Source organism: Streptomyces sp. UNOB3_S3, from assembly GCF_020740895.1.
Classification (GTDB): Bacteria; Actinomycetota; Actinomycetes; order Streptomycetales; family Streptomycetaceae; genus Streptomyces.
The window spans coordinates 1-21,622 of sequence record NZ_JAILXP010000037.1 but is presented as its reverse complement, the minus strand read 5'-3'; the positions used below and the strand labels follow the sequence as shown (position 1 = coordinate 21,622).

The 21,622-nt window shown below is 71.0% G+C and carries 24 protein-coding genes; 15 read left to right on the top strand and 9 right to left on the bottom strand.

The features are described 5' to 3' along the window. The first annotated feature begins 19 nt into the window (after positions 1–19). Positions 20–1,186, top strand: a complete 1,167-nt coding sequence (gene hutI / locus K6I33_RS06680; protein WP_229348768.1) for an imidazolonepropionase — start codon at positions 20–22, stop codon at positions 1,184–1,186. Between the two features lie 95 nt (positions 1,187–1,281). After that, a complete protein-coding gene (locus K6I33_RS06675; protein WP_229348766.1) occupies positions 1,282–1,938 on the top strand; it encodes a hypothetical protein in 657 nt (218 codons plus the stop codon). A 2-nt stretch (positions 1,939–1,940) separates the two neighbouring features. Here the strand turns inward: K6I33_RS06675 and K6I33_RS06670 are convergent, their stop codons facing one another. From K6I33_RS06670 to K6I33_RS06655, 4 genes are all read right to left on the bottom strand, one after another. Beyond that, entirely contained in the window at positions 1,941–2,231 is a 291-nt protein-coding gene (locus tag K6I33_RS06670) for a hypothetical protein (protein WP_229348764.1), read from the bottom strand. Continuing rightward, the gene (locus tag K6I33_RS06665; RefSeq protein ID WP_229348762.1) at positions 2,224–2,520 is read right to left on the bottom strand and encodes a hypothetical protein; all 297 of its coding nucleotides are present in this window, start codon (positions 2,518–2,520) and stop codon (positions 2,224–2,226) included. The genes K6I33_RS06670 and K6I33_RS06665 overlap by 8 nt, the downstream gene beginning before the upstream one ends. Positions 2,521–2,588: 68 nt before the next feature. Beyond that, entirely contained in the window at positions 2,589–3,428 is an 840-nt protein-coding gene (locus tag K6I33_RS06660; protein ID WP_229348760.1) for a helix-turn-helix domain-containing protein, read from the bottom strand. 237 nt (positions 3,429–3,665) lie between these two features. Further along, positions 3,666–3,959 (bottom strand): hypothetical protein, encoded by a 294-nt coding sequence (locus tag K6I33_RS06655; protein WP_229348758.1) that lies wholly within the window; start codon positions 3,957–3,959, stop codon positions 3,666–3,668. 114 nt (positions 3,960–4,073) lie between these two features. On the opposite strand from K6I33_RS06655, the gene K6I33_RS06650 reads away from it, so the two are divergent. Both K6I33_RS06650 and K6I33_RS06645 read left to right on the top strand, forming a co-directional pair. Beyond that, entirely contained in the window at positions 4,074–4,817 is a 744-nt protein-coding gene (locus K6I33_RS06650) for a helix-turn-helix domain-containing protein (RefSeq protein WP_229348756.1), read from the top strand. A gap of 3 nt (positions 4,818–4,820) precedes the next feature. Next, complete coding sequence (locus tag K6I33_RS06645; RefSeq protein WP_229348754.1) at positions 4,821–5,291, top strand: NUDIX hydrolase; 471 nt, start codon at positions 4,821–4,823, stop codon at positions 5,289–5,291. Between the two features lie 28 nt (positions 5,292–5,319). Here K6I33_RS06645 and K6I33_RS06640 read toward each other — a convergent pair whose 3' ends face one another. Next, a complete protein-coding gene (locus K6I33_RS06640) occupies positions 5,320–5,685 on the bottom strand; it encodes a hypothetical protein (RefSeq protein WP_229348752.1) in 366 nt (121 codons plus the stop codon). A 202-nt stretch (positions 5,686–5,887) separates the two neighbouring features. Beyond that, positions 5,888–6,805, bottom strand: coding sequence for an RNA polymerase sigma factor SigF (locus tag K6I33_RS06635; protein WP_374283621.1), 918 nt, complete (start codon positions 6,803–6,805; stop codon positions 5,888–5,890). 258 nt (positions 6,806–7,063) lie between these two features. On the opposite strand from K6I33_RS06635, the gene K6I33_RS06630 reads away from it, so the two are divergent. From K6I33_RS06630 to K6I33_RS06610, 5 genes are all read left to right on the top strand, one after another. After that, the gene (locus tag K6I33_RS06630; RefSeq protein WP_229348748.1) at positions 7,064–7,432 is read left to right on the top strand and encodes an STAS domain-containing protein; all 369 of its coding nucleotides are present in this window, start codon (positions 7,064–7,066) and stop codon (positions 7,430–7,432) included. Between the two features lie 142 nt (positions 7,433–7,574). Then, positions 7,575–8,069, top strand: a complete 495-nt coding sequence (locus K6I33_RS06625; protein WP_229348747.1) for an ATP-binding protein — start codon at positions 7,575–7,577, stop codon at positions 8,067–8,069. Between the two features lie 135 nt (positions 8,070–8,204). Further along, positions 8,205–9,092 (top strand): LPXTG cell wall anchor domain-containing protein, encoded by an 888-nt coding sequence (locus tag K6I33_RS06620; protein WP_229348745.1) that lies wholly within the window; start codon positions 8,205–8,207, stop codon positions 9,090–9,092. A gap of 31 nt (positions 9,093–9,123) precedes the next feature. Next, entirely contained in the window at positions 9,124–10,020 is an 897-nt protein-coding gene (locus tag K6I33_RS06615) for a hypothetical protein (RefSeq protein ID WP_229348743.1), read from the top strand. Next, positions 10,017–10,994, top strand: a complete 978-nt coding sequence (locus tag K6I33_RS06610) for a hypothetical protein (protein WP_229348741.1) — start codon at positions 10,017–10,019, stop codon at positions 10,992–10,994. The genes K6I33_RS06615 and K6I33_RS06610 overlap by 4 nt, the downstream gene beginning before the upstream one ends. Before the next feature lie 109 nt (positions 10,995–11,103). Here the strand turns inward: K6I33_RS06610 and K6I33_RS06605 are convergent, their stop codons facing one another. Further along, complete coding sequence (locus tag K6I33_RS06605) at positions 11,104–12,639, bottom strand: peptide MFS transporter (RefSeq protein ID WP_229348739.1); 1,536 nt, start codon at positions 12,637–12,639, stop codon at positions 11,104–11,106. Between the two features lie 471 nt (positions 12,640–13,110). Here K6I33_RS06605 and K6I33_RS06600 point away from each other — a divergent pair, with 471 nt between their 5' ends. Both K6I33_RS06600 and K6I33_RS06595 read left to right on the top strand, forming a co-directional pair. Next, positions 13,111–13,791: a response regulator transcription factor gene (locus K6I33_RS06600; RefSeq protein WP_229348737.1), complete on the top strand. Its 681-nt coding sequence runs from the start codon at positions 13,111–13,113 to the stop codon at positions 13,789–13,791. Between the two features lie 11 nt (positions 13,792–13,802). Continuing rightward, positions 13,803–15,047 carry an ATP-binding protein gene (locus K6I33_RS06595; RefSeq protein WP_229348735.1) on the top strand — a complete coding sequence of 415 codons (1,245 nt, stop codon included), beginning with the start codon at positions 13,803–13,805 and terminating at the stop codon, positions 15,045–15,047. Between the two features lie 80 nt (positions 15,048–15,127). Here K6I33_RS06595 and K6I33_RS06590 read toward each other — a convergent pair whose 3' ends face one another. Then, positions 15,128–15,640, bottom strand: a complete 513-nt coding sequence (locus tag K6I33_RS06590; protein WP_229348734.1) for a GtrA family protein — start codon at positions 15,638–15,640, stop codon at positions 15,128–15,130. A gap of 198 nt (positions 15,641–15,838) precedes the next feature. On the opposite strand from K6I33_RS06590, the gene K6I33_RS06585 reads away from it, so the two are divergent. The 3 genes from K6I33_RS06585 to K6I33_RS06575 are packed head-to-tail and all read left to right on the top strand — an operon-like array spanning position 15,839 to position 18,698. Beyond that, on the top strand, positions 15,839–16,957 hold the full coding sequence (locus K6I33_RS06585) for a 5-(carboxyamino)imidazole ribonucleotide synthase (protein WP_229348780.1): 1,119 nt from the start codon (positions 15,839–15,841) through the stop codon (positions 16,955–16,957). Beyond that, on the top strand, positions 16,954–17,487 hold the full coding sequence (purE, locus tag K6I33_RS06580) for a 5-(carboxyamino)imidazole ribonucleotide mutase (RefSeq protein ID WP_229348733.1): 534 nt from the start codon (positions 16,954–16,956) through the stop codon (positions 17,485–17,487). The genes K6I33_RS06585 and purE overlap by 4 nt, the downstream gene beginning before the upstream one ends. Then, a complete protein-coding gene (locus K6I33_RS06575; RefSeq protein WP_229348732.1) occupies positions 17,484–18,698 on the top strand; it encodes a dipeptidase in 1,215 nt (404 codons plus the stop codon). Before purE ends, K6I33_RS06575 begins: the two co-directional genes overlap by 4 nt. Before the next feature lie 36 nt (positions 18,699–18,734). Here the strand turns inward: K6I33_RS06575 and K6I33_RS06570 are convergent, their stop codons facing one another. Beyond that, positions 18,735–20,075: a UDP-glucose/GDP-mannose dehydrogenase family protein gene (locus K6I33_RS06570; protein ID WP_229348731.1), complete on the bottom strand. Its 1,341-nt coding sequence runs from the start codon at positions 20,073–20,075 to the stop codon at positions 18,735–18,737. Between the two features lie 206 nt (positions 20,076–20,281). Between K6I33_RS06570 and K6I33_RS06565 the strand changes: the two genes are divergently transcribed. Then, positions 20,282–21,439, top strand: coding sequence for an acyl-CoA dehydrogenase family protein (locus tag K6I33_RS06565; RefSeq protein WP_229348730.1), 1,158 nt, complete (start codon positions 20,282–20,284; stop codon positions 21,437–21,439). Positions 21,440–21,622 lie beyond the last annotated feature (183 nt).

Sequence of the window (21,622 nt, the reverse complement as noted above, 5' to 3'; positions counted from 1 at the left end):
GCCGAGGACCGGAGCAAGCATGAGCACGGCAATCATCAACATCAGCAGTCTGGTCACCAACGACCCCTCCCTCGGCGAAGGCCCCCTCGGTCTGGTCCAGGACGCGGCGGTCGTCATCGACGGCGACCGCGTCGCGTGGATCGGTGAGTCCAGCAAAGCACCCGCCACTGACAACGCGGTCGACGCCGGGGGCCGGGCCGTGATTCCCGGCTTCGTGGACTCCCACTCCCACCTGGTCTTCGCGGGCGACCGCACCGCCGAGTTCAACGCGCGGATGTCCGGGCGGAGCTACAGCGCGGGCGGCATCCGCACGACGGTGGCGGCGACCCGAGCGGCGAGCGACGAGGCGCTGGAGGCCAATCTCCTGCGCTACCTCACCGAAGCCCTCCACCAGGGCACGACCACCTTCGAGACCAAGTCCGGCTACGGCCTCACCACCCACGACGAGGCCCGCGCGCTGCGGATCGCCGCCGCCCACACGGACGAGGTCACGTACCTGGGCGCGCACATCGTGGCGCCGGAGTTCGCCGACGACCCCGACGGCTACGTCGCCCTCGTCACCGGTGAGATGCTCGACGCGTGCGCCCCGCACGCCCGCTGGGTCGACGTGTTCTGCGAGAAGGGCGCCTTCGACGGCGACCAGGCCCGCGCGATCCTCGAAGCCGGCAAGCGCCACGGGCTGGTGCCGCGCGTCCACGCCAACCAGCTGGGCCACGGCCCCGGCGTCCAGCTGGCGGTCGAGGTCGGCGCCGCCTCCGCCGACCACTGCACCCACCTCACGGACGCGGACGTGGACGCCCTGGCGCAGGGCTCCACGGTGGCCACCCTCCTCCCCGGTGCCGAGTTCTCCACCCGCGCCCAGTGGCCCGACGCGCGCCGCCTCCTCGACGCGGGTGTCACGGTCGCCCTGTCCACGGACTGCAACCCCGGCTCGTCCTTCACCAGTTCCATGCCGTTCTGCGTGGCCCTGGCCGTGCGGGACATGGGGATGACGCCCGACGAGGCCGTCTGGTCCGCCACGGCGGGCGGCGCGGCCGCCCTGCGCCGCACGGACATCGGCCGCCTCACCCCGGGTGCCCGCGCCGACCTGGCGCTCCTGGACGCCCCCTCCCACGTCCACCTCGCCTACCGGCCTGGGGTGCCGCTCGTCTCGGCCGTCTGGCGGCGCGGGGTGCGCGAACTCTGAGGGCCCGATCTCCGAGATCGGTCGGGGACGGCTCAGGGCGAGGTCAGGGTCTTCCCGGAAGCCGAGGGAAGGCCCCGCCCGGAAGTATCGACGTCATGACGAACACGACATGGCGACAGGCGGCCTTCACGATGGGCCCGCTGTGCATGACGGCCTATGGCCTCATCCGGCTGACGGACCCCGGGCACGGCCCGGGCCCGGCCTGGTCGCTGGGTCATCTGGCCCTGCTGGCAGGCGTCCTGCTGTTCGGACAGGTGATGCTGGGCCTGCGCCGGACGGCGGTGACGGGCCGGGGCCGGGTGAGCAGGGCGTTCGCAGGCGTCGGCGCGACCCTGGGCCTGCTGGGCGTGGCGGCCGTGACGGCGCAGGCCGCCATCGACCTGCTCGTCGGATACGCGTCGGTCGACCGCGCGACGATGGACGCCCTATTCGAGCGGATACAGACCCTGCCCGGCGTGACCCCGGCCGTCTACACGGTCGGCCCGCTGCTCTTCTACGTGGGCCTGCTGCTGCTCGTCACTCAGCTCGCGGCCCTGCGCGCGATCGCCATCTGGCGGCCGCTCGCGATCGTCGCCGGTGTCGCGGTCACGGCGGCCGGCGGCCTGGACCTGATGCCCCTGAGCGGCCTGCTCTTCCTGACCGCCCTCGCCCCACTCGGCAAGAACGCCGCCACCGCCCCTCAGCCCGTCCTCTCCAGCGTCACGAGCGGGATATCCCGCCCGGCGCGGGAGGCCGGGTCCGCCACGACCTGAAGTCAGAACGGCTGCACACGGGTGAGGACGGAGTGCGGCTCGTCGGCATGGGCGACAACAACGTACTCGGCCACGCCTAATGCTCCATCGGGGCCGAGAGCGACTCGGCGCAGCTCCGGCCACTTGTCCGAGGCCGTGTGGCCGGGGACGTCACCTCTGGTTTCGTTGATCGTGACCGTGAGGGCAACGATCGCGCTGAAGAGGGCAGGTGCGACGGCACGGGACATCAGCAGCTGAGTCACCTCGTCGGACAGCAGGCAAGGCCATCCCTCGTCATGCTCTTGTTCAGTCAACGGGAAGCCCCCTGGCCTTCCTGCGAGCGATGACGTCCTCGACGGTGGTCGTGGGCAGGGTGCCTGCCATGGCGGCTTCGCGGATGCGTTCCGCGTCAGGGTCGGTGTCGAGCATCGCTTCGCACCACCAGCGGCGCAGGACGGCCTCGGCCCGTTCCAGGGGGGCTTCACCGAACTCGCGGAAGAATTCCATGCGCCTCGCCCCTTGAAGAGCGTCGGCGATTCCGTCGTACGTACGGGGAACGCGCTCGGGCTCGGGCACATGGGGACGCATGGGCTGTGCGGTCATGGGGGCGGCCTCCTGACGCTCGCTTCCATTGCCACGATAGTGGGCGGGTGTTCTTATGGACGGGCGCTTCAGGCCGCCCGCGCTGCCGTCTGGCGGCAGTCCCGGCAGCGACCCGGTTCGGCGGCACGGAAGACGCGTTCGCAGCCGCCGCAGGTCTGGAACGGCAGGGGCGCCTGGGGTCGCGCCGGGCCTGGTGGTGCCTCTGAGATCCGTTCGGGCAGGGCGGGCGGCAGCCAGTTCGTCAGGCGGTAGCCCAGCAGCCGGGCGGGCCAGGAGATGGTGCCCATCGGCAGGCCGCCCGTCAGGGTGAGAGCGATCCGGACGGGGCCGATCCCCCGGTCGAGCCATGTACGTACGGCGGGGGAGAGCCGTCGGACGTCCGTCTCCGAGAGCCACAGCCGTGGGTCGCGGCGGCGCAGCCCGGCGAGCAGGTCGGCGGCGGGCCGATCGACGGGCGGTAGCGATAAGGGGGTCGGCTCCTCGCGCGGAGCGGGCTTCGGGGCGGTGGGCCGTCGCTTCACCAGGTCGACCTTGGTCTTGGCCGGAGGCCGCTCGGCGCCGGGCCGCTCGTACCAGCTCGTGCGGGTCACCATTCGGCCCGTCGCCGTCCGTTCGGGCTTTCGCTCCAGATAGCCAGCAGTTTCCAGCTCCCTCAAGGCCCTGGCGATGGTGATTTCGCCTTCCCTGAAGCGGCGGGTGAGGTCCTTGATGCCTACGGACGCGCCGTCCGGCAGCGACTGGATGTAGACGCCGAGGCCGATCGCGACGGCGGACAGGTCGGGGTGCTGGGCGAGGTGGTTGCCGACGACGGTGAAGTTGGTGTCGTGGTGGTGCCGGATGTGGACGACTCCGGCTCGCGGAGAGCCGGTGCGCGCGGAGGCGTGCGCGCTAGACTGCGCTTCAGTCATTGGGAAGCCTGTTACTTCCTAGATGATCAGGCCCTCGATCGGGATGCCAGTCCCGGCGGGGGCCGTCGTCTGTCTGCGGTTGTGCGGCGAACGTACCGTGCCACCGCCCGCGACTTCCACCGTGTCACCTGATGGGGTGACGTGTCGGGTTGGTAGGGGTTGGTTCTTTCCCCAAGTCCTTTAAAGGGGCGTCGGGGCGGGCCGGTTCGCGGTTCGCCGCGAACCGGTTGCCTCGACTCACGCGTGTGTCTCGCGCTGGTGCAGGCCCATGAGCGTGGCAGCGCGTGCCATCCCCTCGGCGTCGCCCCGCGCGGTCGCCTCCCGTCGGGCGCGCTTGATCCGGTCGCATCCGGCACAGCGCCCCCGCTCACCGCCGGGCGTCATCGGACGCAGCGCCGACGGCTTCGCCTCCCATTCGCGACCCCCGCCCAGGGGCCGCAGGAAGACGCGTTCCCGCGTCGCCGCCATCACCTCACCCAGGCGGTTCCGTTGCGTGTCCATCGCCAGAGAGCCCACTTCCATGGTGTCCATGACGGGATGGTCCTGCTAGTGATCAGGACGTTGGAACCTCCAGCGAACCCCACTTCGGGACGTCCCGGAGGCGGTACAACGTCCCTGGGGAAGTCCGGGCAGGGGGTTTGGGACATGCAGAACGAGCGGTTGCGCGTGGCCATGAACGCTGGAGGGTGGACGTGCGCGAGCCTCGCCGAGAAAACGGAGGTGGACCCGAAGTCCGTCGAGCGGTGGGTCAACCTTGGGCGCACGCCGCGTCGGGCGACAGCTTTCGCTGCGGCCGAGTTGCTGAGAGAAGACGTCTACGCGCTCTGGCCGGCACTTCGTCAGGCGCGAGCGGTGCGGGCCCTGAGCCCCGATCTGGTGGCGCTGTACGACCGTCGGGCAGACCTCCCCGTGTCGTTGTTCGTGGACCTCTTCGCCCAGGCGCGAGAGCACATAGACGTGTTGGTGTACGCGGCTGTCTTCCTGCATGAGGCCTACCCGGCCCTGAACGATCTCCTGCGCCAGAGAGCGGCCGAGGGATGCGCAGTTCGTATTGCCATCGGCGATCCGGAGGATCCTTGCGTCCGACAGCGAGGCGAGGAAGAGAAGTTCGGGCATGGCATCGAGTCGCGCTGTCGTCTCGCGCTCATGCACTATCGACCTCTGGTCGGCACGGCCGGGATTGAACTGCGCACTCACAGGACCACGCTCTACAACAGCCTGTACCGCGCTGACGACGAGGTCTTGGTTAACGCCCACGCCTGGGGGGCCAACGCATACGCCGCCCCCGTGTGGCACCTGCGGCGAACGGGCGATGGAGGGATGTTCGACACCTACGCTGAGAGCTTCGGCGCCGTCTGGGCGACGGCGACGCCCGTACAGGAAGGCTGAGCCATGGCCCGGACCGAGTATTACGACGACCCGAGCGCGCCGGAGCCGAACAGTCTGGTCGTGGCCGCCTCGGCCGCCGTCACGGACGACGCCGGACGCGTTCTCATGCAGCGGCGCAGCGACAACGGCCTGTGGGCGCTGCCCGGGGGCGGGATGGACATGAACGACTCGTTGCCCGGCGCGGCCGTGCGGGAGGTCAAGGAGGAGACCGGGCTCGACGTCGAGATCACGGGGCTGGTCGGTACGTACACCGATCCCCGTCACGTCATCGCCTACAGCGACGGGGAAGTGCGCCGGCAGTTCAACGTCTGCTTCAGAGCGCGCGTCGTCGGTGGCGTGCTCGCCGTCTCGGACGAGTCCACGGAGGTCAGGTTCGTTTCGCCGGGTGAGCTGGGTGCGTTGCCGATGCACCACACCCAGCGGCTCCGCCTGGAGCACTTCCTGGAAGGGCGTGAGGAGCCCTACCTCGGCTGAGCCTGCCGCCTCCGCCGGGCGGACCCGGTCAGGACGCCCGTCGGAGCAGCCACGCGTTCGGGGTGAAGGACGGGTTGCCGAAGGCCACGCAGCCGCCGCTGTAGTAGGTCTGGACCTTGATCCAGCCAGTCGGCGGCTGTGCCGTGGCGCAGGCGTTGACCTGGGTGCCGACGGGGAGGCCGTCGAGCTGCTTGATCATCTTGATGTTCGAGCCGCCCATCACGCGGCACGAGGCGCTGGTGCCCCAGTTGACGTCGACCCAGCCGTCCGGGGTCATCGAGTCGGCGCACACCGTGCGGGTCTCGCCGGGCGAGGCCTGGGCCGGGCTCGCCGCGACGGAGGCGACGAGCGTCGCGCCGAGAAGGGCCAGACCCGCGGTGCGGAGTCGTCTCATGGGGTGTCTCCCAAGCGTGAAGAGTGTTGGCGACGGCATTCAATGGCCTGCGCGAAGCGCTTGAGGAGAATGTTTTCGGCCATGAGAGGCCGTGAAAGACCTTCTCAAGGTTTTCTCAAGGTCTTGGGAAAAGCCGCTGTGCCGCATGGGCGTGGGCCCGTGCGGCACAGCGGCACAGTCGTGGGCGGCGGCGTGCCCCGCGTCACTCCTCGGTCAGCAGTCCCCGCCGCAGCCGCACCAGCGTGCGCGACAGCAGCCTGGAGACGTGCATCTGGGAGATGCCCAGCTCCTCGCCGATCTCCGACTGCGTCAGGTTCGAGACGAACCGCAAGGAGAGGATGTGGCGGTCGCGGTACGGCAGTTCGGCGATGAGGGGCTTGAGCGACGCGATGAACTCGATGCCCTCCAGGCCGTGGTCCTCGTAGCCGATGCGGTCCGAGAGCGAGCCCTCCGGCTCGTCCTCGTCGGACTGGGCGTCCAGCGAGCTCGCGGTGTACGCGTTGCTCGCGGCCATGCCCTCGACGACCTCGTCCTCCGAAAGGTCCAGCCGCGCGGCCAGCTCGGCGACGGTCGGGGCGCGGTCCAGCTGCTGGGCCAGCTCGTCGCCGGCCTTGGCCAGGTCGAGGCGGAGCTCCTGGAGCCGCCGGGGGACCCGGACGGACCAGCTGGTGTCGCGGAAGAAGCGCTTGATCTCGCCGATGATCGTCGGCATCGCGAAGGTGGGGAATTCCACGCCGCGGGTCAGCTCGAACCGGTCGATCGCCTTGATCAGACCGATGGTGCCGACCTGGATGATGTCCTCCATCGGTTCGCTGCGGGTGCGGAACCGGGAGGCCGCGAACTTCACCAGGGCCAGATTCAGCTCGACCAGTGTGTTGCGGACGTACGCGTAGTCGTGGGTGCCCTCTTCGAGCGACGCGAGGCGTGCGAAGAGCGTCTTGGACAGGGCTCGCGCGTCGACCGCGTCCACCTCGTCGTACGGGGGGATCTCCGGGAGCCCGGCGAGGCCGGGGGTGTCGGGGGCGTCGTGCGCGGGCAGGGTTGCCGACGAGGCGGTCGCGAGGCCCTCGTACGAGGCGCACGAGGTGCCGGGACGTTGTTCGTCGAGCCGGGGTGACATGGTCTCCTCCATCATTCTCGGCATATGGCTGCCGAAGCCGTGACCCTTTTGCAGCGGTTTGCGGCGCCTCCAAAGCCGTCGGTGGAAAATGTGTCCCTACTAGCCCTACCGGTCTTCACCATCCCCTGGCAAGTATGGTTTGTCCCATTCTGTCAGTGTTTGGCGGAACTTCGGCTTCCGGAGTCGCGTAAGGAAGGCGTAGTGTTCCGACAGCGGAACGCGAGCACGCCACGAGCGCATGAAGGGGAGCGGAAGCGCATGGATCGCGGGATGGTCGGCAATCCGAGCAGGGGCCGACTGCAAGTGGAGGTCCGGCGCGAGGGCGCGAGCTCGGTCGTCTCACCCGCGGGTGAGCTCGATCACCACACGGCCGAATTGTTGCGTGAGCCACTCGAGGGCTGCGTCCGCGAGGGCGACGCCCGCGTCGTCGTCGACTGCTCACGGCTCGACTTCTGCGACTCCACCGGTCTGAACGTCCTCCTCGGCGCCCGGCTCAAGGCCGAGGCCGCCGGAGGCGCCGTCCATCTGGCCGCGATGACCCCCGTCGTCGCCCGGGTTTTCGAGATCACGGGTGCCGGGGCCGTCTTCACCGTCCACGACACGCTCGCCTCGGCACTCGCCGACTAGCCGAGCCGGGACTCTCCGTTGCCTGCGTCACAGGCGCCGCGCCGAATCAGTGGGTGTTCTCACGATTCCGCCGGGCAGGAGACAGCTGAATCCATTGAAGATGTTCGTGTTCGTATCGGTGAATCGGTGAGGTGAAGCGCTGATGAGCACCACCCGGGCGTGCCCACCGCCGGACGGCCCCGGCCCGGAGGCGGGGGACGCCGCCTCGGCCGGCTCACCGGCCCCGGCGGAAGCGGCCCGCAGGCTGCGCCTCGTCGGGGTCGGCGGCGCCGTGCCCCTCTCCCGTGACTTCACCCGCCAGGCGCTCTACGACTGGGGCTGGCTCCCCGCGGTCTCCGCCGACCACCGGGCCGCCGCCGAGGACGTCCTGCTGGTCGTCTCCGAGCTGGTCACCAACGCCTGCCTGCACGCCGACGGCCCCGAGGAGCTGTGCGTCAGCCGTACGGGCAAGGTGCTCCGGCTGGAGGTCAGCGACCTCGGCTCCGGCAGCCCGGCGCCCCGGACCCCGCACCGCGCGGGCCGCCCCGGCGGCCACGGCATGTTCATCGTCCAGCGGCTCTGCCTCGGCTGGGGGGTCGTCCGGCGCTCCGACGGCGTCGGCAAGACGGTCTGGGCGGAGCTGGCCGGACCGTCGTAGAAGAGCCCTGCGGAAGAGTCTTTACGGGCTGTTCCTTGTCTTCCCTCTCCACGGTCCCGGGCGTACCTTCGGCGTCCGATCTGATGTGCCGTCAGCAATTCTCGGCTGCGGCACCGGACGAGAGGGGAACCCCAGGTGTCCCACACCCCACGCCACCCCCTGCGCCGCACCGGCGCCCTCGCCGTCTCGGCGGCCCTGGCCGGCGGTGCGTTCCTGCTGGTCGCGCCGGACGCGCGGGCCGAGGTCGTCGACGTCAACTACCAGTGCAAGACACCGATCGGGGACCGGAGCGCGGTCTCGCCCATCGACATCAAGGCCACGGCGAGCGGTGACGCCTACAAGCTCACCATGACCTTCCAGAAGGGCGTCTCCTCCAGCCCCATCGAGCTCGGCAAGGGCGCGATGAAGCCAAGTGCCGTGATCAAGGTGGGCGGCGCGGACAGCGGCACGGTCGAGGTCTCCGGCCCCGCCAACGACCAGTCGATACCCCCCAACACCCCCATCAAGATAAGCGACTTGTCGGGGACGTACACCCCGAAGAAGGGCGGCCAGGTCACCTTCACCGCCTCCGTCCTCACCATCTCGGCCCTGGGTACGACGACCACCTGCACCCCCACCAACAACCCCAAGCCCTCGCTCACCCTTGACGTCAAGGACCCGGGCGGGACGACGGGAGGGGCCACGACCGGCGGTTCGACGAGCGGGTCGACCAGTGGGTCGACGGGTGGTTCGACGAGCGGATCCACGGGTGGTTCCACGGCCGGGTCGACCGGCGGGTCCACGAGCGGTTCGACCAGTGGGTCGACCGGCGGCTCCACGGCCGGTACCACCGGCGGGTCCACCGGCTCGACCACCAGCGGTACGGGCACCACCGGCGGTACCGGCACCACCGGCGGCGGGCAGCTCCCGCAGACCGGGCCCTCCGATTCCGCCTTCGCCCTCGCCACCCTCGGCGGCACCGTGCTCCTCACCGGGGTCGCCGGCACCCTCTGGCTCACCCGGAGGCGCCGCAGCGCCGGCTGACCCCCTCACCCCCAAACCCAGGGAGCCGCCGATGCCGCCGTCGATGCCGCCGCCACCGACCCCAAGGACCGCCCGCGCCAGGGCCGCCGCCCTGTTCTGCGCCGCCTCGGTGCTCGTCGTGCCCACGCCCACCCCCACCGCCCCGGCCGACGGCCGGCCGTCAGCCGACAACCGGCCGTCCTGGACGGCGGCGCCCGCCCCCGGTGGCAGGAAGGCGCCGACGGCGGAGGACCGGTCGTCCTTCTACCTCGAAGGCGCCCCCGGCTCGGTCCTGGAGGACAAGCTCACGGTCGTCAACCCCGGCGACCGGAGTCTGACGGTCGAGCTGAGCGGCAGCGACTCCTGGATCTCGCTCGCCGCCCGGCGCGTGAGCGTGCCGCCCCGCACCCGCGCGGACGTCCCCCTCACCGTGACCGTCCCGGCCGGTACGGCACCCGGCGACCGCTCCGCCGCCGTGACCGCCTCCGGGGACGGCCGGCGGGTCCGCGTCCCCATGGCCGTACGAGTCGCGGGCACCGCCTTCGCCGCGCTCTCGGTGGAGCACGTGCGGGTCAGCGGCACCGGCCGGAACGCGGTGATCCGCTACGCCCTGGTCAACCGGGGCAACACGACCCTCGCCCCCCGGCTGACCATCCGGGCGGAGGGCCTCTTCGGGCAGGTCCTGAGCCGTACGGCAGCCGGAATCCCCACCGCCCTGGCGCCCGGCGAGAGCGTACGGCTGGCGGAACGGTGGTCGGAGGCCCCGCGCCTGGACCGGGTGGCGGTGCGGGTCACGGCCACCACCCCGGACGGCACCCGGGCCGCCGCGTCCGGCTCGTACACGCCCCTGCCCTGGCTCCGCCCGGTCCTCGGCGGGGCGGCCGGGCTCGTGGCGGCCGGGGCGGTCGTACGCCTCGTACGGCGCCGCCGCCGGGCGGCCCGCTCATGAGGGGCCGACCGCCGCAGGGCCGCCGGAGCGCCTGGAAGCCGGCGACGGCGCTTCTGGCGCTGCTCGCGCTCCTCGCCTTCTCCGCGCCCCCGGTCCTCGCCGACGGCGCCCCCCGGGCCGCCGTGGACCGTTCCGAGGTCCCCCGGGACGGCCGGGTCACCGTGACCGGCAGCGGATGGCCCGCCGGCGCGCTGCTCACCCTGCTCGTCTGCGGGCAGAACATGATCGGCGGCACCAACGCCTGCGCCAACGCCGACGGCCGTGCCGTCACCACCGGCGCCGACGGCGCCTTCCGCAAGGACGTGCCCGTCCCCGCGCCGCCCAAGCCCTGCCCGTGTGTCGTCCATGTGGCGACCGTCACCGGCGACTCCGCCACGGCGGACGTCCCGCTGGTCATCACCGGGCACCCGGTCGCGCCCCTGCCGGAGCAGGGCGGCGGGGAGCGGATCGGTGTGCTCGACGCCCGGCTGGAGGGCTCGAGCGGGCTGCTGACGTGGTTCGGCGCCCCGCCCGCCCGCCGGCTCGTCGTCACCGTCGCCAACCTCGGCTCCACCCCCGCCAAGAACCCCGCCTTCCGGCTCGGCACCTCGCGCGGGGTGCTCGCCCCGGTCTGGGAGGACCGCCCCTGGCGCGGCACGGTGGCCCCCGGGCGCCAGGAGCGGGTGACGCTGGACGTGGAGCTGGCGGCGGGCGCGTACGGGGACTACCTCGTCTCGCTGGAGTACGGCGGCAAGGTGCTCGTCGAGCAGCCGTGGGACGTGAGCCGGCCCTGGGGGGTGACGCTCTTCTGGATCCTGCTGGGCGTGGTCGTCCCGCTGGCGGTCTTCCGCGCGGGCATGGCGGTCGTGGACCGCGTCCGCCCGCGCCCGCCCGTCACGCCCGCCGTGGCCGGTATGGCGCCCCCGGCGGCCCGCGGGGGCCCGCTCCCGTGGTTCACGGCGGAGACCGACCCCAGAGGCCCGGACCCTGGCTGACGGACGGCGAAACGGGCGCACGCGAAAGCCCCCGGCACGTTCCCGTGCCGGGGGCTTCCGGTGTCCGTCGACGCACTCGCGTCAGCGAACCGGCGTCAGCGAACCCACGTCAGTGGACGTCACCCATCAGGGCGATGATCCGCTTGCGGTACATCCACACCGCGACACCCGCGAGGGTGCAGAGCGCGGCCTGGAACACGATCGTGCCGATGCCGTTCATGTCCACACCCGCGATGGAGAGCAGACCCGTGGTGCAGTCACCGGCGGTGACGGCGAGGAACCACACGCCCAGCATCTGGCTGGCGTACTTCTTCGGCGCCATCTTCGTGGTGAGCGACAGACCCACCGGGGAGAGGCACAGCTCACCCATGGTCTGGATCATGTAGATCATCAGCAGCCAGGCCGGGCTGACCTTGGTGCCGTCGCTCGCCATGCCCATCGGGACGGCGAAGACGAAGAACGAGGCGCCGATGAGCACCATCGCCATGGAGAACTTCACCGTGGTGCTGGGCTCGCGGTCACGCTTGGCCAGGAACACCCACAGCCAGGCGAAGACCGGGGCCAGCGCCATGACCCACAGCGGGTTGACCGACTGGAACCAGGTCGACGGGAAGCCGACGCCGAAGACGTTGTCGGCGGTCTTCTTCTCGGCGAAGGTCGACATCGTCGAACCGGCCTGGTCGAAGATCATCCAGAAGGCGGCGGCGGCGACGAAGAACCAGATGTAGCCGCTGACCTTGGTCTGCTCGGTCTCCGTCAGGTCCTTGTCGCGCTTGATGCGGAACAGGACCAGGATCGGGATGATCAGGCCCAGCAGGGTGATCGGGACCAGCGCCCAGTTGAGGGTGAAGTGACCGGTGCCACCCACGATGCCGTAGAAGACGGCCGCGACACCCAGCCAGACCAGCGCCTTGGTGAGGGTCGCCTTGCGCTCCTCGGCCGACAGCGGCGTCGGGACGACGCTGCTCTTCGGGTCGAGGTGGCGGGTGCCCCACAGGAAGATCATCAGGCCGAGCGCCATACCGGCGGCGGCGATGCCGAAGCCCAGGTGCCAGTTGACCTCCTGGCCGATGGTGCCGATGACCAGCGGCGCGAAGAAGGCGCCCAGGTTGATGCCGATGTAGAACAGCGTGAAGCCGCCGTCCCGGCGCGGGTCCGTGGGGCCGTCGTAGAGGTGGCCCACCATCGTGGAGATGTTGGACTTCAGCAGGCCGGAGCCGATCGCCACCAGCGCGAGGCCGGCGAAGAAGGTCGGCTTGCCGGGCACGGCCAGGAGCAGGTGGCCCGCCATGATGGTGCTGGCCGCGATGGTGACCGTCTTACGGGGACCCCAGACGCGGTCGCCGAACCAGCCGCCGGGCATGGCGAGCAGGTACACCATGGCCACGTAGATGGAGTAGATCGCCACCGAGCTGGCCTCGGGCATCGCCAGACCGCCGCCCTGGCTGCCGGGCTTGGCGTCGGGGCCGCCGGCGATCAGGTAGACGACGAGCAGGGCCCGCATGCCGTAGTAGGAGAAGCGCTCCCACATCTCGGTCAAGAAGAGCGGGGCCAGGCCGAAGGGGTGGCCGAAGAAGGTCATGCCGCCGGAGGCCGGAGAGGTCTTCTCCTGCTCGGCCGCGTCCTTCGTCAGGCTGGACGCCATGGTCATTCCTAGGGTGCTCGGGACGCGCGGTGGTCCGGAGGACGCGCGCCCGGGTGGGGGTTGGCCGGCACCGGCTACTGACACCGTCCGCCCCACTCCCCTGGGGTGCGGCTCCTCGCTGGGAGAAGTCGCGGGACGGCCGTATGCCGGGATCCACGCCCCCCGCGCATCTTCGCGTGGGGGACCCGGCCGACAGGTCAAACACTGTGGAACAAGGCTGGAGCACCAGCCCTGCGCACAACAGAGACCTTCGGCTCGTCGGATGTCCCGAAGGTCCCTCGGTAGTGCTACAGATGTCGGGTCACCATACGTCACACCCTGCCCGGGTACGGAAGGCGTTGAGACATGGATCACAGCCGATTCCGGAACCGATCCCGCCCTTTCGAAGGTGATAGCACTTTCGGTGAACTGTTGCCGTAGGTAGCACTCGGCCCGCCTCTGACGTGCGCCCGCGCGGACTACCATCACCCCATGACCCGAGTACTGCTCGCCGAGGATGACGCCTCCATCTCGGAGCCTCTCGCGCGCGCCCTGCGCCGCGAAGGGTACGAGGTCGAGGTGCGCGAAGACGGTCCCACGGCCCTGGACGCCGGCCTGCAAGGAGGGGTGGACCTGCTCGTCCTCGACCTCGGGCTGCCCGGCATGGACGGCCTCGAGGTCTGCCGCAGACTGCGCACCGAGGGACACGGCTTCCCCGTGCTGGTGCTCACCGCCCGCGCCGACGAGGTGGACACCGTGGTCGGGCTGGACGCCGGCGCCGACGACTACGTCACCAAGCCCTTCCGCCTGGCCGAGCTGCTCGCGCGCGTCCGGGCGCTGCTGCGCCGCGGCACCGTCGAGGCCCATCAGCAGCCGCCGGCCACCCATGGCGTGCGGATCGACGTCGAGTCGCACCGCGCCTGGATGGGCGACGAGGAACTCCAGCTCACCGCGAAGGAGTTCGACCTGCTGCGGGTCCTGGTGCGGGACGCCGGCCGGGTCGTCACCCGTGACCAGCTGATGCGCGAGGTCTGGGACACCACCTGGTGGTCCTCCACCAAGACCCTGGACATGCACATCTCCTGGCTGCGCAAGAAGCTCGGCGACGACGCCGCCAACCCGCGCTACATCGCCACCGTGCGCGGCGTCGGTTTCCGCTTCGAGAAGAGCTGATCCGGGACACCGTGCGCCGCCGACTGATCAACTCCACGCTCGCCGTCGTACTCGTCGTGATCGCGGTCTTCGGGATCTCGCTGGTCATCGTCGAGACCCGGACGATCGAGAACAGCGCGCAGGAGAGCGTGCAGTCCGAGGTCGTCCGGCTGGTGAGCATCGTCGACAGCCGGCTCGCCGGGCACGAGCGCGTGGAGTCGGGGGTGCTGAGCGATCAGATCACCCCCAATCGCTATGCGCGGGTCGACATCCCCGGCCGCGAGCCGATCGAGATCGGCACGCGGCCCGAGGGCGGCGTCATCACCGCGACGCAGAAGGGCGAGCAGGGCGAGACGGTACGGGTCGAGGAGTCCCGCTCCACCGTCAGCCGGGAGATCGGCCGCACCCTGCTGGTGATCCTCGCGGTGGCCCTGCTCGCCGTGATCGCCGCCGTGTTCCTGGCCGTGCGCCAGGCCAACCGGCTCACCGCCCCGCTCACCGACCTCGCCGAGACCGCCGAGCGGCTGGGCTCCGGCGACCCCCGCCCCCGGCACCGCCGCTACGGGGTCCCCGAGCTGGACCGGGTCGCCGACGTCCTGGACGCGAGCGCCGAGCGGATCGGGCGGATGCTCACGGCCGAGCGGCGGCTGGCCGCCGACGCCTCGCACCAGCTGCGGACCCCGCTGACCGCGCTGTCGATGCGACTGGAGGAGATCACGCTCACCGACGACCCGGAGACGGTCAAGGAGGAGGCGACGATCGCCCTCACCCAGGTGGAGCGGCTCACCGATGTCGTCCAGCGGCTGCTGACGAACTCCCGCGACCCGCAGACCGGGTCCGCGATCACCTTCGACCTCGACGAGGTCATCAAGCAGCAGATCGAGGAGTGGCGGCCGGCCGCCCGCGCCACGGGCCGGGCCGTGGTCCGCTCGGGCAAGCAGGGGCTGCGCGCGGTGGGCACCCCGGGCGCGGTCTCCCAGGTGCTGGCGACGCTGATCGAGAACTCCCTGATGCACGGGGACGGCACCGTCGCCCTGCGCACCCGGGTCACCGGCAACCAGGCGGTGGTGGAGGTCTCCGACGAGGGGCCGGGCGTGCCGGTCGATCTGGGCTCGCGGGTCTTCGAGCGGACGGTCAGCGGCCGTAACTCCACGGGCCTGGGCCTGGCCGTCGCCCGCGATCTCGCGGAGGCGGACGGCGGCCGGCTGGAGCTCCTCCAGCAGCAGCCGCCGGTGTTCGCGCTCTTCCTGAGCCGCGAAGCGGATCAGGAGGACTAGAGGGGCCTGAGCCGCGTGGGGGCACCTCCCGGACGGAGTCTGGGGGAGGATCAAGAGGACTGATCAAGAGGACTGGAGTCCTACTTCCCCGCCCTGACCCGCTCGTGCGCGGGCGCCTCCGCCAGGAACGATTCGGCGGCCTGGACGGCGTCTCGGGCGGGCAGCGCGCGGAACACCCAGGTGCGGTACGACCAGAAGCGGAAGACCGTGCCGATGCCGAGGCCGACGACGTTCTTGGCGATGTTGTCGGCGAGCGGGCTCGTCAGGCCCATGCCGTAGTGGGAGAAGGCGAGTATGCCGTTCTCGATCACCAGGCCGACGCCGCTGAAGAGCAGGAACAGGGTGAGCTCACGGCTGCGCCGGTTCTTGTCCGTGTCGCGGTAGGTCCAGTAGCGGTTGCCGACGTAGTTCGCGGCGATGGCCACGGCCGTGGCGATGACGCCCGAGCGCACCACGGCCAGGCCCAGGCCGTGGACGCAGATGTTGAAGACGATGAAGTTGACCACGAACCCGATGGCGCCCACGGCGCCGAACTTCGCGATTTCGCGGGCCAGCCGCTCCAGCCGGGAACGCACTGTGCGCCGTTGAGTCATGGTCTTCATGCTAACGAGCCCGTCGTGGAGCCCGTCCGGAGAGTCGATGAACGAACGGCGAACGCCCGGTTTTACCGCTTTGATTCCACCTGTGCGCTGCCGGAAGAACAGCCTCCGGGCTTGGAGGATCCTCCAGGAGGGGTCGGAGTGGTTCGTACGTACGGATACCCTGGGGGAGTGACGTTCCCGGTAGTCGGCATGGTCGGCGGCGGTCAGCTCGCCCGTATGACCCACGAGGCGGGCATCCCCCTCGGCATCAGGTTCAAACTGCTCAGCGATACCCCCCAGGACTCGGCGGCCCAGGTGGTGAGCGATGTCGTCATCGGCGACTACCGCGACCTGGACACCCTTCGTGCGTTCGTACAAGGCTGCGATGTGATCACCTTCGATCACGAGCATGTCCCGACCGAGCACCTCCGGGCCCTGGAAGCGGACGGCATCCCCGTCCGCCCGGGGCCCGACGCTTTGGTGCACGCCCAGGACAAGGGCGTGATGCGCGCGAAGCTCGACGCGATCGGGGTGCCCTGCCCACGGCACCGCATCGTCGAGGACCCCGCCGACGTCGAGCGCTTCGCCGCTGAGGGCGACGGCTTCCCCGTCGTCCTCAAGACCGTGCGCGGCGGCTACGACGGCAAGGGCGTCTGGGTCGTCCGCGACGCCGGGCAGGCGGCGGAGCCCTTCCGGGCGGGCGTGCCCGTGCTCGCCGAGGAGAAGGTCGACTTCGTCCGCGAGCTCGCGGCCAACGTGGTCCGCTCCCCGCACGGCCAGGCCGTCTCGTACCCGGTCGTGGAGTCCGTCCAGGTCGACGGCGTCTGCGACACGGTGATCGCCCCCGCGCCCGGCCTTTCCGACGAGCTCTCCGCCCACGCGCAGGAGCTCGCCCTCCGCATCGCCAAGGAACTGGGCGTCGTCGGCCACCTCGCCGTGGAGCTCTTCGAGACCAGCGACGGCCGCGTGCTCGTCAACGAGCTCGCGATGCGCCCCCACAACTCCGGCCACTGGACCCAGGACGGCGCGATCACCTCGCAGTTCGCCAACCACGTCCGGGCCGTGCTCGACCTGCCGCTCGGCGACCCGCGCCCGCGCGCCAAGTGGACCGTGATGGCCAATGTTCTCGGCGGCGACTATCCGGACATGTATTACGCGTACCTGCATTGCATGGCGCGCGACCCGGGCCTGAAGATCCATATGTATGGCAAGGACGTGAAGCCCGGCCGCAAGGTCGGACACGTCAACACCTACGGCGACGACCTGGCGGACGTGCGCGAGCGCGCCGCGCACGCCGCCGGATACCTGCGAGGAACGATCACGGAATGAGTTCTCCCGGCTCCCCCCTCATCGGCATCGTCATGGGCTCGGACTCCGACTGGCCCGTCATGGAAGCCGCCGCGAAGGCCCTGGACGAGTTCGAGATCCCCTACGAGGTCGACGTCGTCTCCGCGCACCGGATGCCGCGCGAGATGGTCGAGTACGGGGAGCGGGCCGCCGGCCGCGGCCTCAAGGCGGTCATCGCGGGCGCGGGCGGCGCGGCCCACCTGCCCGGGATGCTCGCCTCGGTCACCCCGCTGCCGGTGATCGGCGTGCCCGTGCCGCTGAAGTACCTCGACGGCATGGACTCGCTCCTCTCCATCGTCCAGATGCCCGCCGGCGTGCCGGTCGCCACCGTCTCCGTCGCGGGCGCCCGCAACGCCGGCCTGCTGGCCGTGCGGATGCTCGCCGCCCACGACGAGGAGCTGCTCGACCGGATGCGCCGCTTCCAGGACGAGCTCAACGACCAGGCCACCGAGAAGGGCAGGCGCCTGCGCGCCAAGGTCGAGGGCGCCAACGGCTTCGGGTTCGGGAAGTGAGCGCCGTGGACGAGCTGATCCGCGCCCGCGAGCTGCTCGCCGCGCACCCCGTCGTCGACGGCCACAACGACCTCCCCTGGGCCCTGCGCCAGCAGGTCCGCTACGACCTCGACCAGCGCGACATCGCCACCGACCAGAGCGCCGCCGGGCTCCACACCGACCTGCCCCGGATGCGCGCGGGCGGCGTCGGCGCCCAGTTCTGGTCGGTGTACGTGCGCACCGACATGGCCGGCGACGAGGCGGTCAGCGCCACGCTGGAACAGATCGACGTCGTACGGCAGCTCGTCGACCGCTACCCCGGCGAGCTGCGGCTCGCCCTGACCGCCGACGACATGGAGGCCGCCCGCGCCGAGGGGCGCATCGCCTCGCTGATGGGCGCCGAGGGCGGGCACAGCATCAACTGCTCGCTGGCCACGCTGCGCGCCCTCCACCGCCTCGGCGTCCGCTATATGACGCTCACCCACAACGACAACATCCCGTGGGCGGACTCGGCGACCGACGAGCCGGAGGCGGGCGGGCTGACGCGCTTCGGCGAGGAGGTCGTGCGTGAGATGAACCGCGTCGGCATGCTCGTCGACCTCTCGCACGTCTCGCCCGGCACGATGCGGGACGCGCTGCGGGTGAGCGAGGCGCCGGTGATCTTCTCGCACTCGTCGGCGCGGGCGGTCTGCGACCACCCCCGCAACGTCCCGGACGACGTGCTCGGCGCCCTCGCCGCGAACGGGGGTGTGGCCATGGCCACGTTCGTCCCGAAGTTCATCCTGCCGGAGGCCGTCGCCTGGACCCGGGCCGCCGACGAGAACATGCGCGCCCACGGTCTGCACCACCTCGACACCACCGCCGAGGCCATGGCCGTCCACCGTGCCTTCGAGGCGGAGCACCCGCGCCCGGTGGCCACGGCCGCGACGGTCGCCGACCACCTCGACCACATGCGCGAGGTCGCGGGCGTCGACCACATCGGCATCGGCGGCGACTTCGACGGCACGGCCTTCACCCCGGCCGACCTGGCCGACGTCTCCGGCTACCCCAACCTGATCGCGGAACTCCTGCGCCGCGGCTGGTCGGAGGCGGACCTGGCCAAGCTCACGTGGCAGAACGCGACACGCGTCCTGCGCGACGCGGAGGCGGTCGCGCGGGAGGTCTCCGCGAAGCGGGGGCCGTCGAACGCGACGATCGATCAGCTGGATCAATCCAGCCCCTCCGGCGTTTGAGGAGCGGGGTTCCGGGGGCTACGCCCCCGGAAATCCCTACGCCTTAGGGCGGCCGAGCGCCCGGAACGTCCAGCCCGCCGTACGCCAGCGCGCAGCGTCCAGCGCGTTGCGGCCGTCGATCATGTGGCGCTCCGCCACCACCGCGCCGACCACCGCCGGGTCGAGCTGCCGGTACTCGCCCCACTCCGTGAGGTGGAGCACCACGTGCGCCCCCCGGCAGGCCTCCAGGGCGCTGTCCGCGTAGGCGAGCGTCGGGAAGAGGCGGCGGGCGTTCTCCATGCCCTTGGGGTCGTGGACCGTCACCTGGCCGCCTTGGAGGTGGATCTGGCCGGCGACGTTGAGCGCGGGGGAGTCCCGGACGTCGTCCGAGTCCGGCTTGAACGTGGCGCCCAGCACCGCGACGCGGCGGCCCAGGAAGCTCCCGCCGACGGCCTCGCGCGCCAGCTCGACCATGTGGGAGCGGCGGCGCATGTTGATGGAGTCGACCTCGCGGAGGAAGGTCAGGGCCTGGTCGGCGCCCAGCTCGCCCGCGCGGGCCATGAAGGCGCGGATGTCCTTCGGCAGGCAGCCGCCGCCGAAGCCGACGCCGGCGCGCAGGAACTTCTTGCCGATGCGGTCGTCGTGCCCGATGGCCTCCGCCAGCTTCACCACGTCGCCGTCGGCGGCCTCGCAGACCTCGGCCATGGCGTTGATGAAGGAGATCTTCGTGGCGAGGAAGGAGTTGGCGGCGGTCTTCACCAGCTCGGCGGTCGGGTAGTCGGCGACCACGAAGGGCGCGCCCTCGCCGATCGGCGTCGCGTAGACCTCGCGGAGCAGCTTCTCGCCGCGCTCGCCCGCGACGCCGACGACGATGCGGTCGGGGTGGAGGGTGTCCTGGACGGCGAAGCCCTCGCGCAGGAACTCCGGGTTCCAGGCGAGCTCCACGTCCTCGCCCGCGGGGGCCAGCTCCACGAGCCGCTCCGCGAGCCGGGCCGCGCTGCCGACCGGCACGGTCGACTTGCCGACGACCAGCGCGGGGCGGCGCAGATGCGCGGCCAGCGAGGCGAAGGCGCTGTCGACGTAGGACATGTCGCAGGCGTACTCGCCGTGCTTCTGCGGGGTGTTCACACAGACGAAGTGGACGTCGCCGAACTCGCCGACCTCCTCCCAGGAGGTCGTGAAGCGCAGCCGCCCGGTCGAGCCCTCGATGCCGGCGACGTGCTTGCGCAGCAGCTCCTCCAGCCCCGGCTCGTACATCGGGACCTCGCCGCGCGAGAGCGTCTCGATCTTCTGGGGGACCACGTCGAGCCCCAGCACCTCGAAGCCCAGCTCGGCCATGGCCGCGGCGTGGGTGGCGCCGAGGTAGCCGGTGCCGATCACGGTGATCCTGAGGGCCATGCGGTGCTCCATTGCTGTGCGGTGCTGACGGCCGGCCCGCGTGCGGGCCCGGCGGCCGGATTGCGTTGCCCGAGCATAGTCGGGGCCCGCCCGGGAAGGATCTCGGGGAGATCACGGGTTGTCGGCAAGCTCACGTGGTCCTCGCCCGAAGTGCGCCCCTAGAATCGGGGTTACTAATCAGTAGCTAACTCTCTGGGGAGTACGCCTTGGCGGGAAACAAGGACTTCGACCTGTACCGGCCGGCCGAGGAGCACGACGAGCTCCGCAGGGTCGTGCGCTCGCTCGCCGAGGCGAAGATCGCGCCGTTCGCCGCCGAGGTGGACGAGGAGGGCCGCTTCCCGCAGGAGGCCCTCGACGCCCTGGTCGCCGCCGACCTCCACGCCGTGCACGTGCCCGAGGAGTTCGGCGGCGCGGGCGCCGACGCCCTCGCCACCGTGATCGTGATCGAGGAGGTCGCCCGCGTCTGCGCCTCGTCCTCGCTCATCCCCGCGGTCAACAAGCTCGGTTCGCTCCCGGTGGCCCTCTCCGGCTCGGAGGACCTCAAGAAGCGGTACCTGAGCCCGCTCGCCAAGGGCGACGCGATGTTCTCCTACTGCCTGAGCGAGCCCGACGCGGGTTCGGACGCGGCCGGCATGAAGACCCGCGCCGTGCGCGACGGCGACTACTGGGTGCTCAACGGCGTCAAGCGCTGGATCACCAACGCGGGCGTCTCCGAGTACTACACGGTCATGGCCGTCACCGACCCCGAGAAGCGCTCGAAGGGCATCAGCGCCTTCGTCGTGGAGAAGGGCGACGAGGGCGTCTCCTTCGGCGCCCCGGAGAAGAAGCTCGGCATCAAGGGCTCGCCGACCCGCGAGGTCTACCTGGACAACGTCCGCATCCCCGCCGACCGCATGATCGGCGCCGAGGGCACCGGCTTCGCCACGGCGATGAAGACCCTCGACCACACCCGCGTCACCATCGCCGCCCAGGCGCTGGGCATCGCCCAGGGCGCCCTCGACTACGCCAAGGGCTACGTCCGGGAGCGCAAGCAGTTCGGCAAGCCGATCGGCGACTTCCAGGGCGTCCAGTTCATGCTGGCCGACATGGCGATGAAGCTGGAGGCCGCCCGTCAGCTGACCTACGCGGCCGCCGCCAAGTCCGAGCGCGTCGACGCCGACCTCACCTTCTTCGGCGCCGCCGCCAAGTGCTACGCCTCCGACGCCGCCATGGAGATCACCACGGACGCCGTCCAGCTCCTCGGCGGCTACGGCTACACCCGTGACTACCCGGTCGAGCGCATGATGCGCGACGCCAAGATCACGCAGATTTATGAAGGCACGAATCAGGTGCAGCGGATCGTCATGGCCCGCAACCTCCCGTAACGCGCTCCCGTAACGCGCCGCGCGTCGGCAGCGCGCGAACGGCCCCCGGCGACGGTGGCGGATTCCATCGGTCGTCGCAACACGTGATCACTGATGTGTGGTGGCGAGCAGTTTATGCAGGCGCTCGGCTGGGGTTTCCCAGCCGAGCGTTTTGCGTGGGCGGCTGTTGAGTTCGGCGGCGAC

Coding starts and splice junctions, on each gene's coding strand:
- K6I33_RS06660 (WP_229348760.1), bottom strand. CDS start 3,428: ATGACTGAAGCGCAGTCTAGCGCGCACGCCTCCGCGCGCACCGGCTCT.
- hutI (WP_229348768.1), top strand. CDS start 20: ATGAGCACGGCAATCATCAACATCAGCAGTCTGGTCACCAACGACCCC.
- K6I33_RS06635 (WP_374283621.1), bottom strand. CDS start 6,805: ATGTCACCCCGGCTCGACGAACAACGTCCCGGCACCTCGTGCGCCTCG.
- K6I33_RS06630 (WP_229348748.1), top strand. CDS start 7,064: ATGGATCGCGGGATGGTCGGCAATCCGAGCAGGGGCCGACTGCAAGTG.
- K6I33_RS06605 (WP_229348739.1), bottom strand. CDS start 12,639: ATGGCGTCCAGCCTGACGAAGGACGCGGCCGAGCAGGAGAAGACCTCT.
- K6I33_RS06640 (WP_229348752.1), bottom strand. CDS start 5,685: ATGAGACGACTCCGCACCGCGGGTCTGGCCCTTCTCGGCGCGACGCTC.
- K6I33_RS06615 (WP_229348743.1), top strand. CDS start 9,124: ATGCCGCCGTCGATGCCGCCGCCACCGACCCCAAGGACCGCCCGCGCC.
- K6I33_RS06625 (WP_229348747.1), top strand. CDS start 7,575: ATGAGCACCACCCGGGCGTGCCCACCGCCGGACGGCCCCGGCCCGGAG.
- K6I33_RS06645 (WP_229348754.1), top strand. CDS start 4,821: ATGGCCCGGACCGAGTATTACGACGACCCGAGCGCGCCGGAGCCGAAC.
- K6I33_RS06585 (WP_229348780.1), top strand. CDS start 15,839: ATGGTCGGCGGCGGTCAGCTCGCCCGTATGACCCACGAGGCGGGCATC.
- purE (WP_229348733.1), top strand. CDS start 16,954: ATGAGTTCTCCCGGCTCCCCCCTCATCGGCATCGTCATGGGCTCGGAC.
- K6I33_RS06665 (WP_229348762.1), bottom strand. CDS start 2,520: ATGACCGCACAGCCCATGCGTCCCCATGTGCCCGAGCCCGAGCGCGTT.
- K6I33_RS06655 (WP_229348758.1), bottom strand. CDS start 3,959: ATGGACACCATGGAAGTGGGCTCTCTGGCGATGGACACGCAACGGAAC.
- K6I33_RS06610 (WP_229348741.1), top strand. CDS start 10,017: ATGAGGGGCCGACCGCCGCAGGGCCGCCGGAGCGCCTGGAAGCCGGCG.
- K6I33_RS06600 (WP_229348737.1), top strand. CDS start 13,111: ATGACCCGAGTACTGCTCGCCGAGGATGACGCCTCCATCTCGGAGCCT.
- K6I33_RS06650 (WP_229348756.1), top strand. CDS start 4,074: ATGCAGAACGAGCGGTTGCGCGTGGCCATGAACGCTGGAGGGTGGACG.
- K6I33_RS06570 (WP_229348731.1), bottom strand. CDS start 20,075: ATGGCCCTCAGGATCACCGTGATCGGCACCGGCTACCTCGGCGCCACC.
- K6I33_RS06590 (WP_229348734.1), bottom strand. CDS start 15,640: ATGACTCAACGGCGCACAGTGCGTTCCCGGCTGGAGCGGCTGGCCCGC.
- K6I33_RS06675 (WP_229348766.1), top strand. CDS start 1,282: ATGACGAACACGACATGGCGACAGGCGGCCTTCACGATGGGCCCGCTG.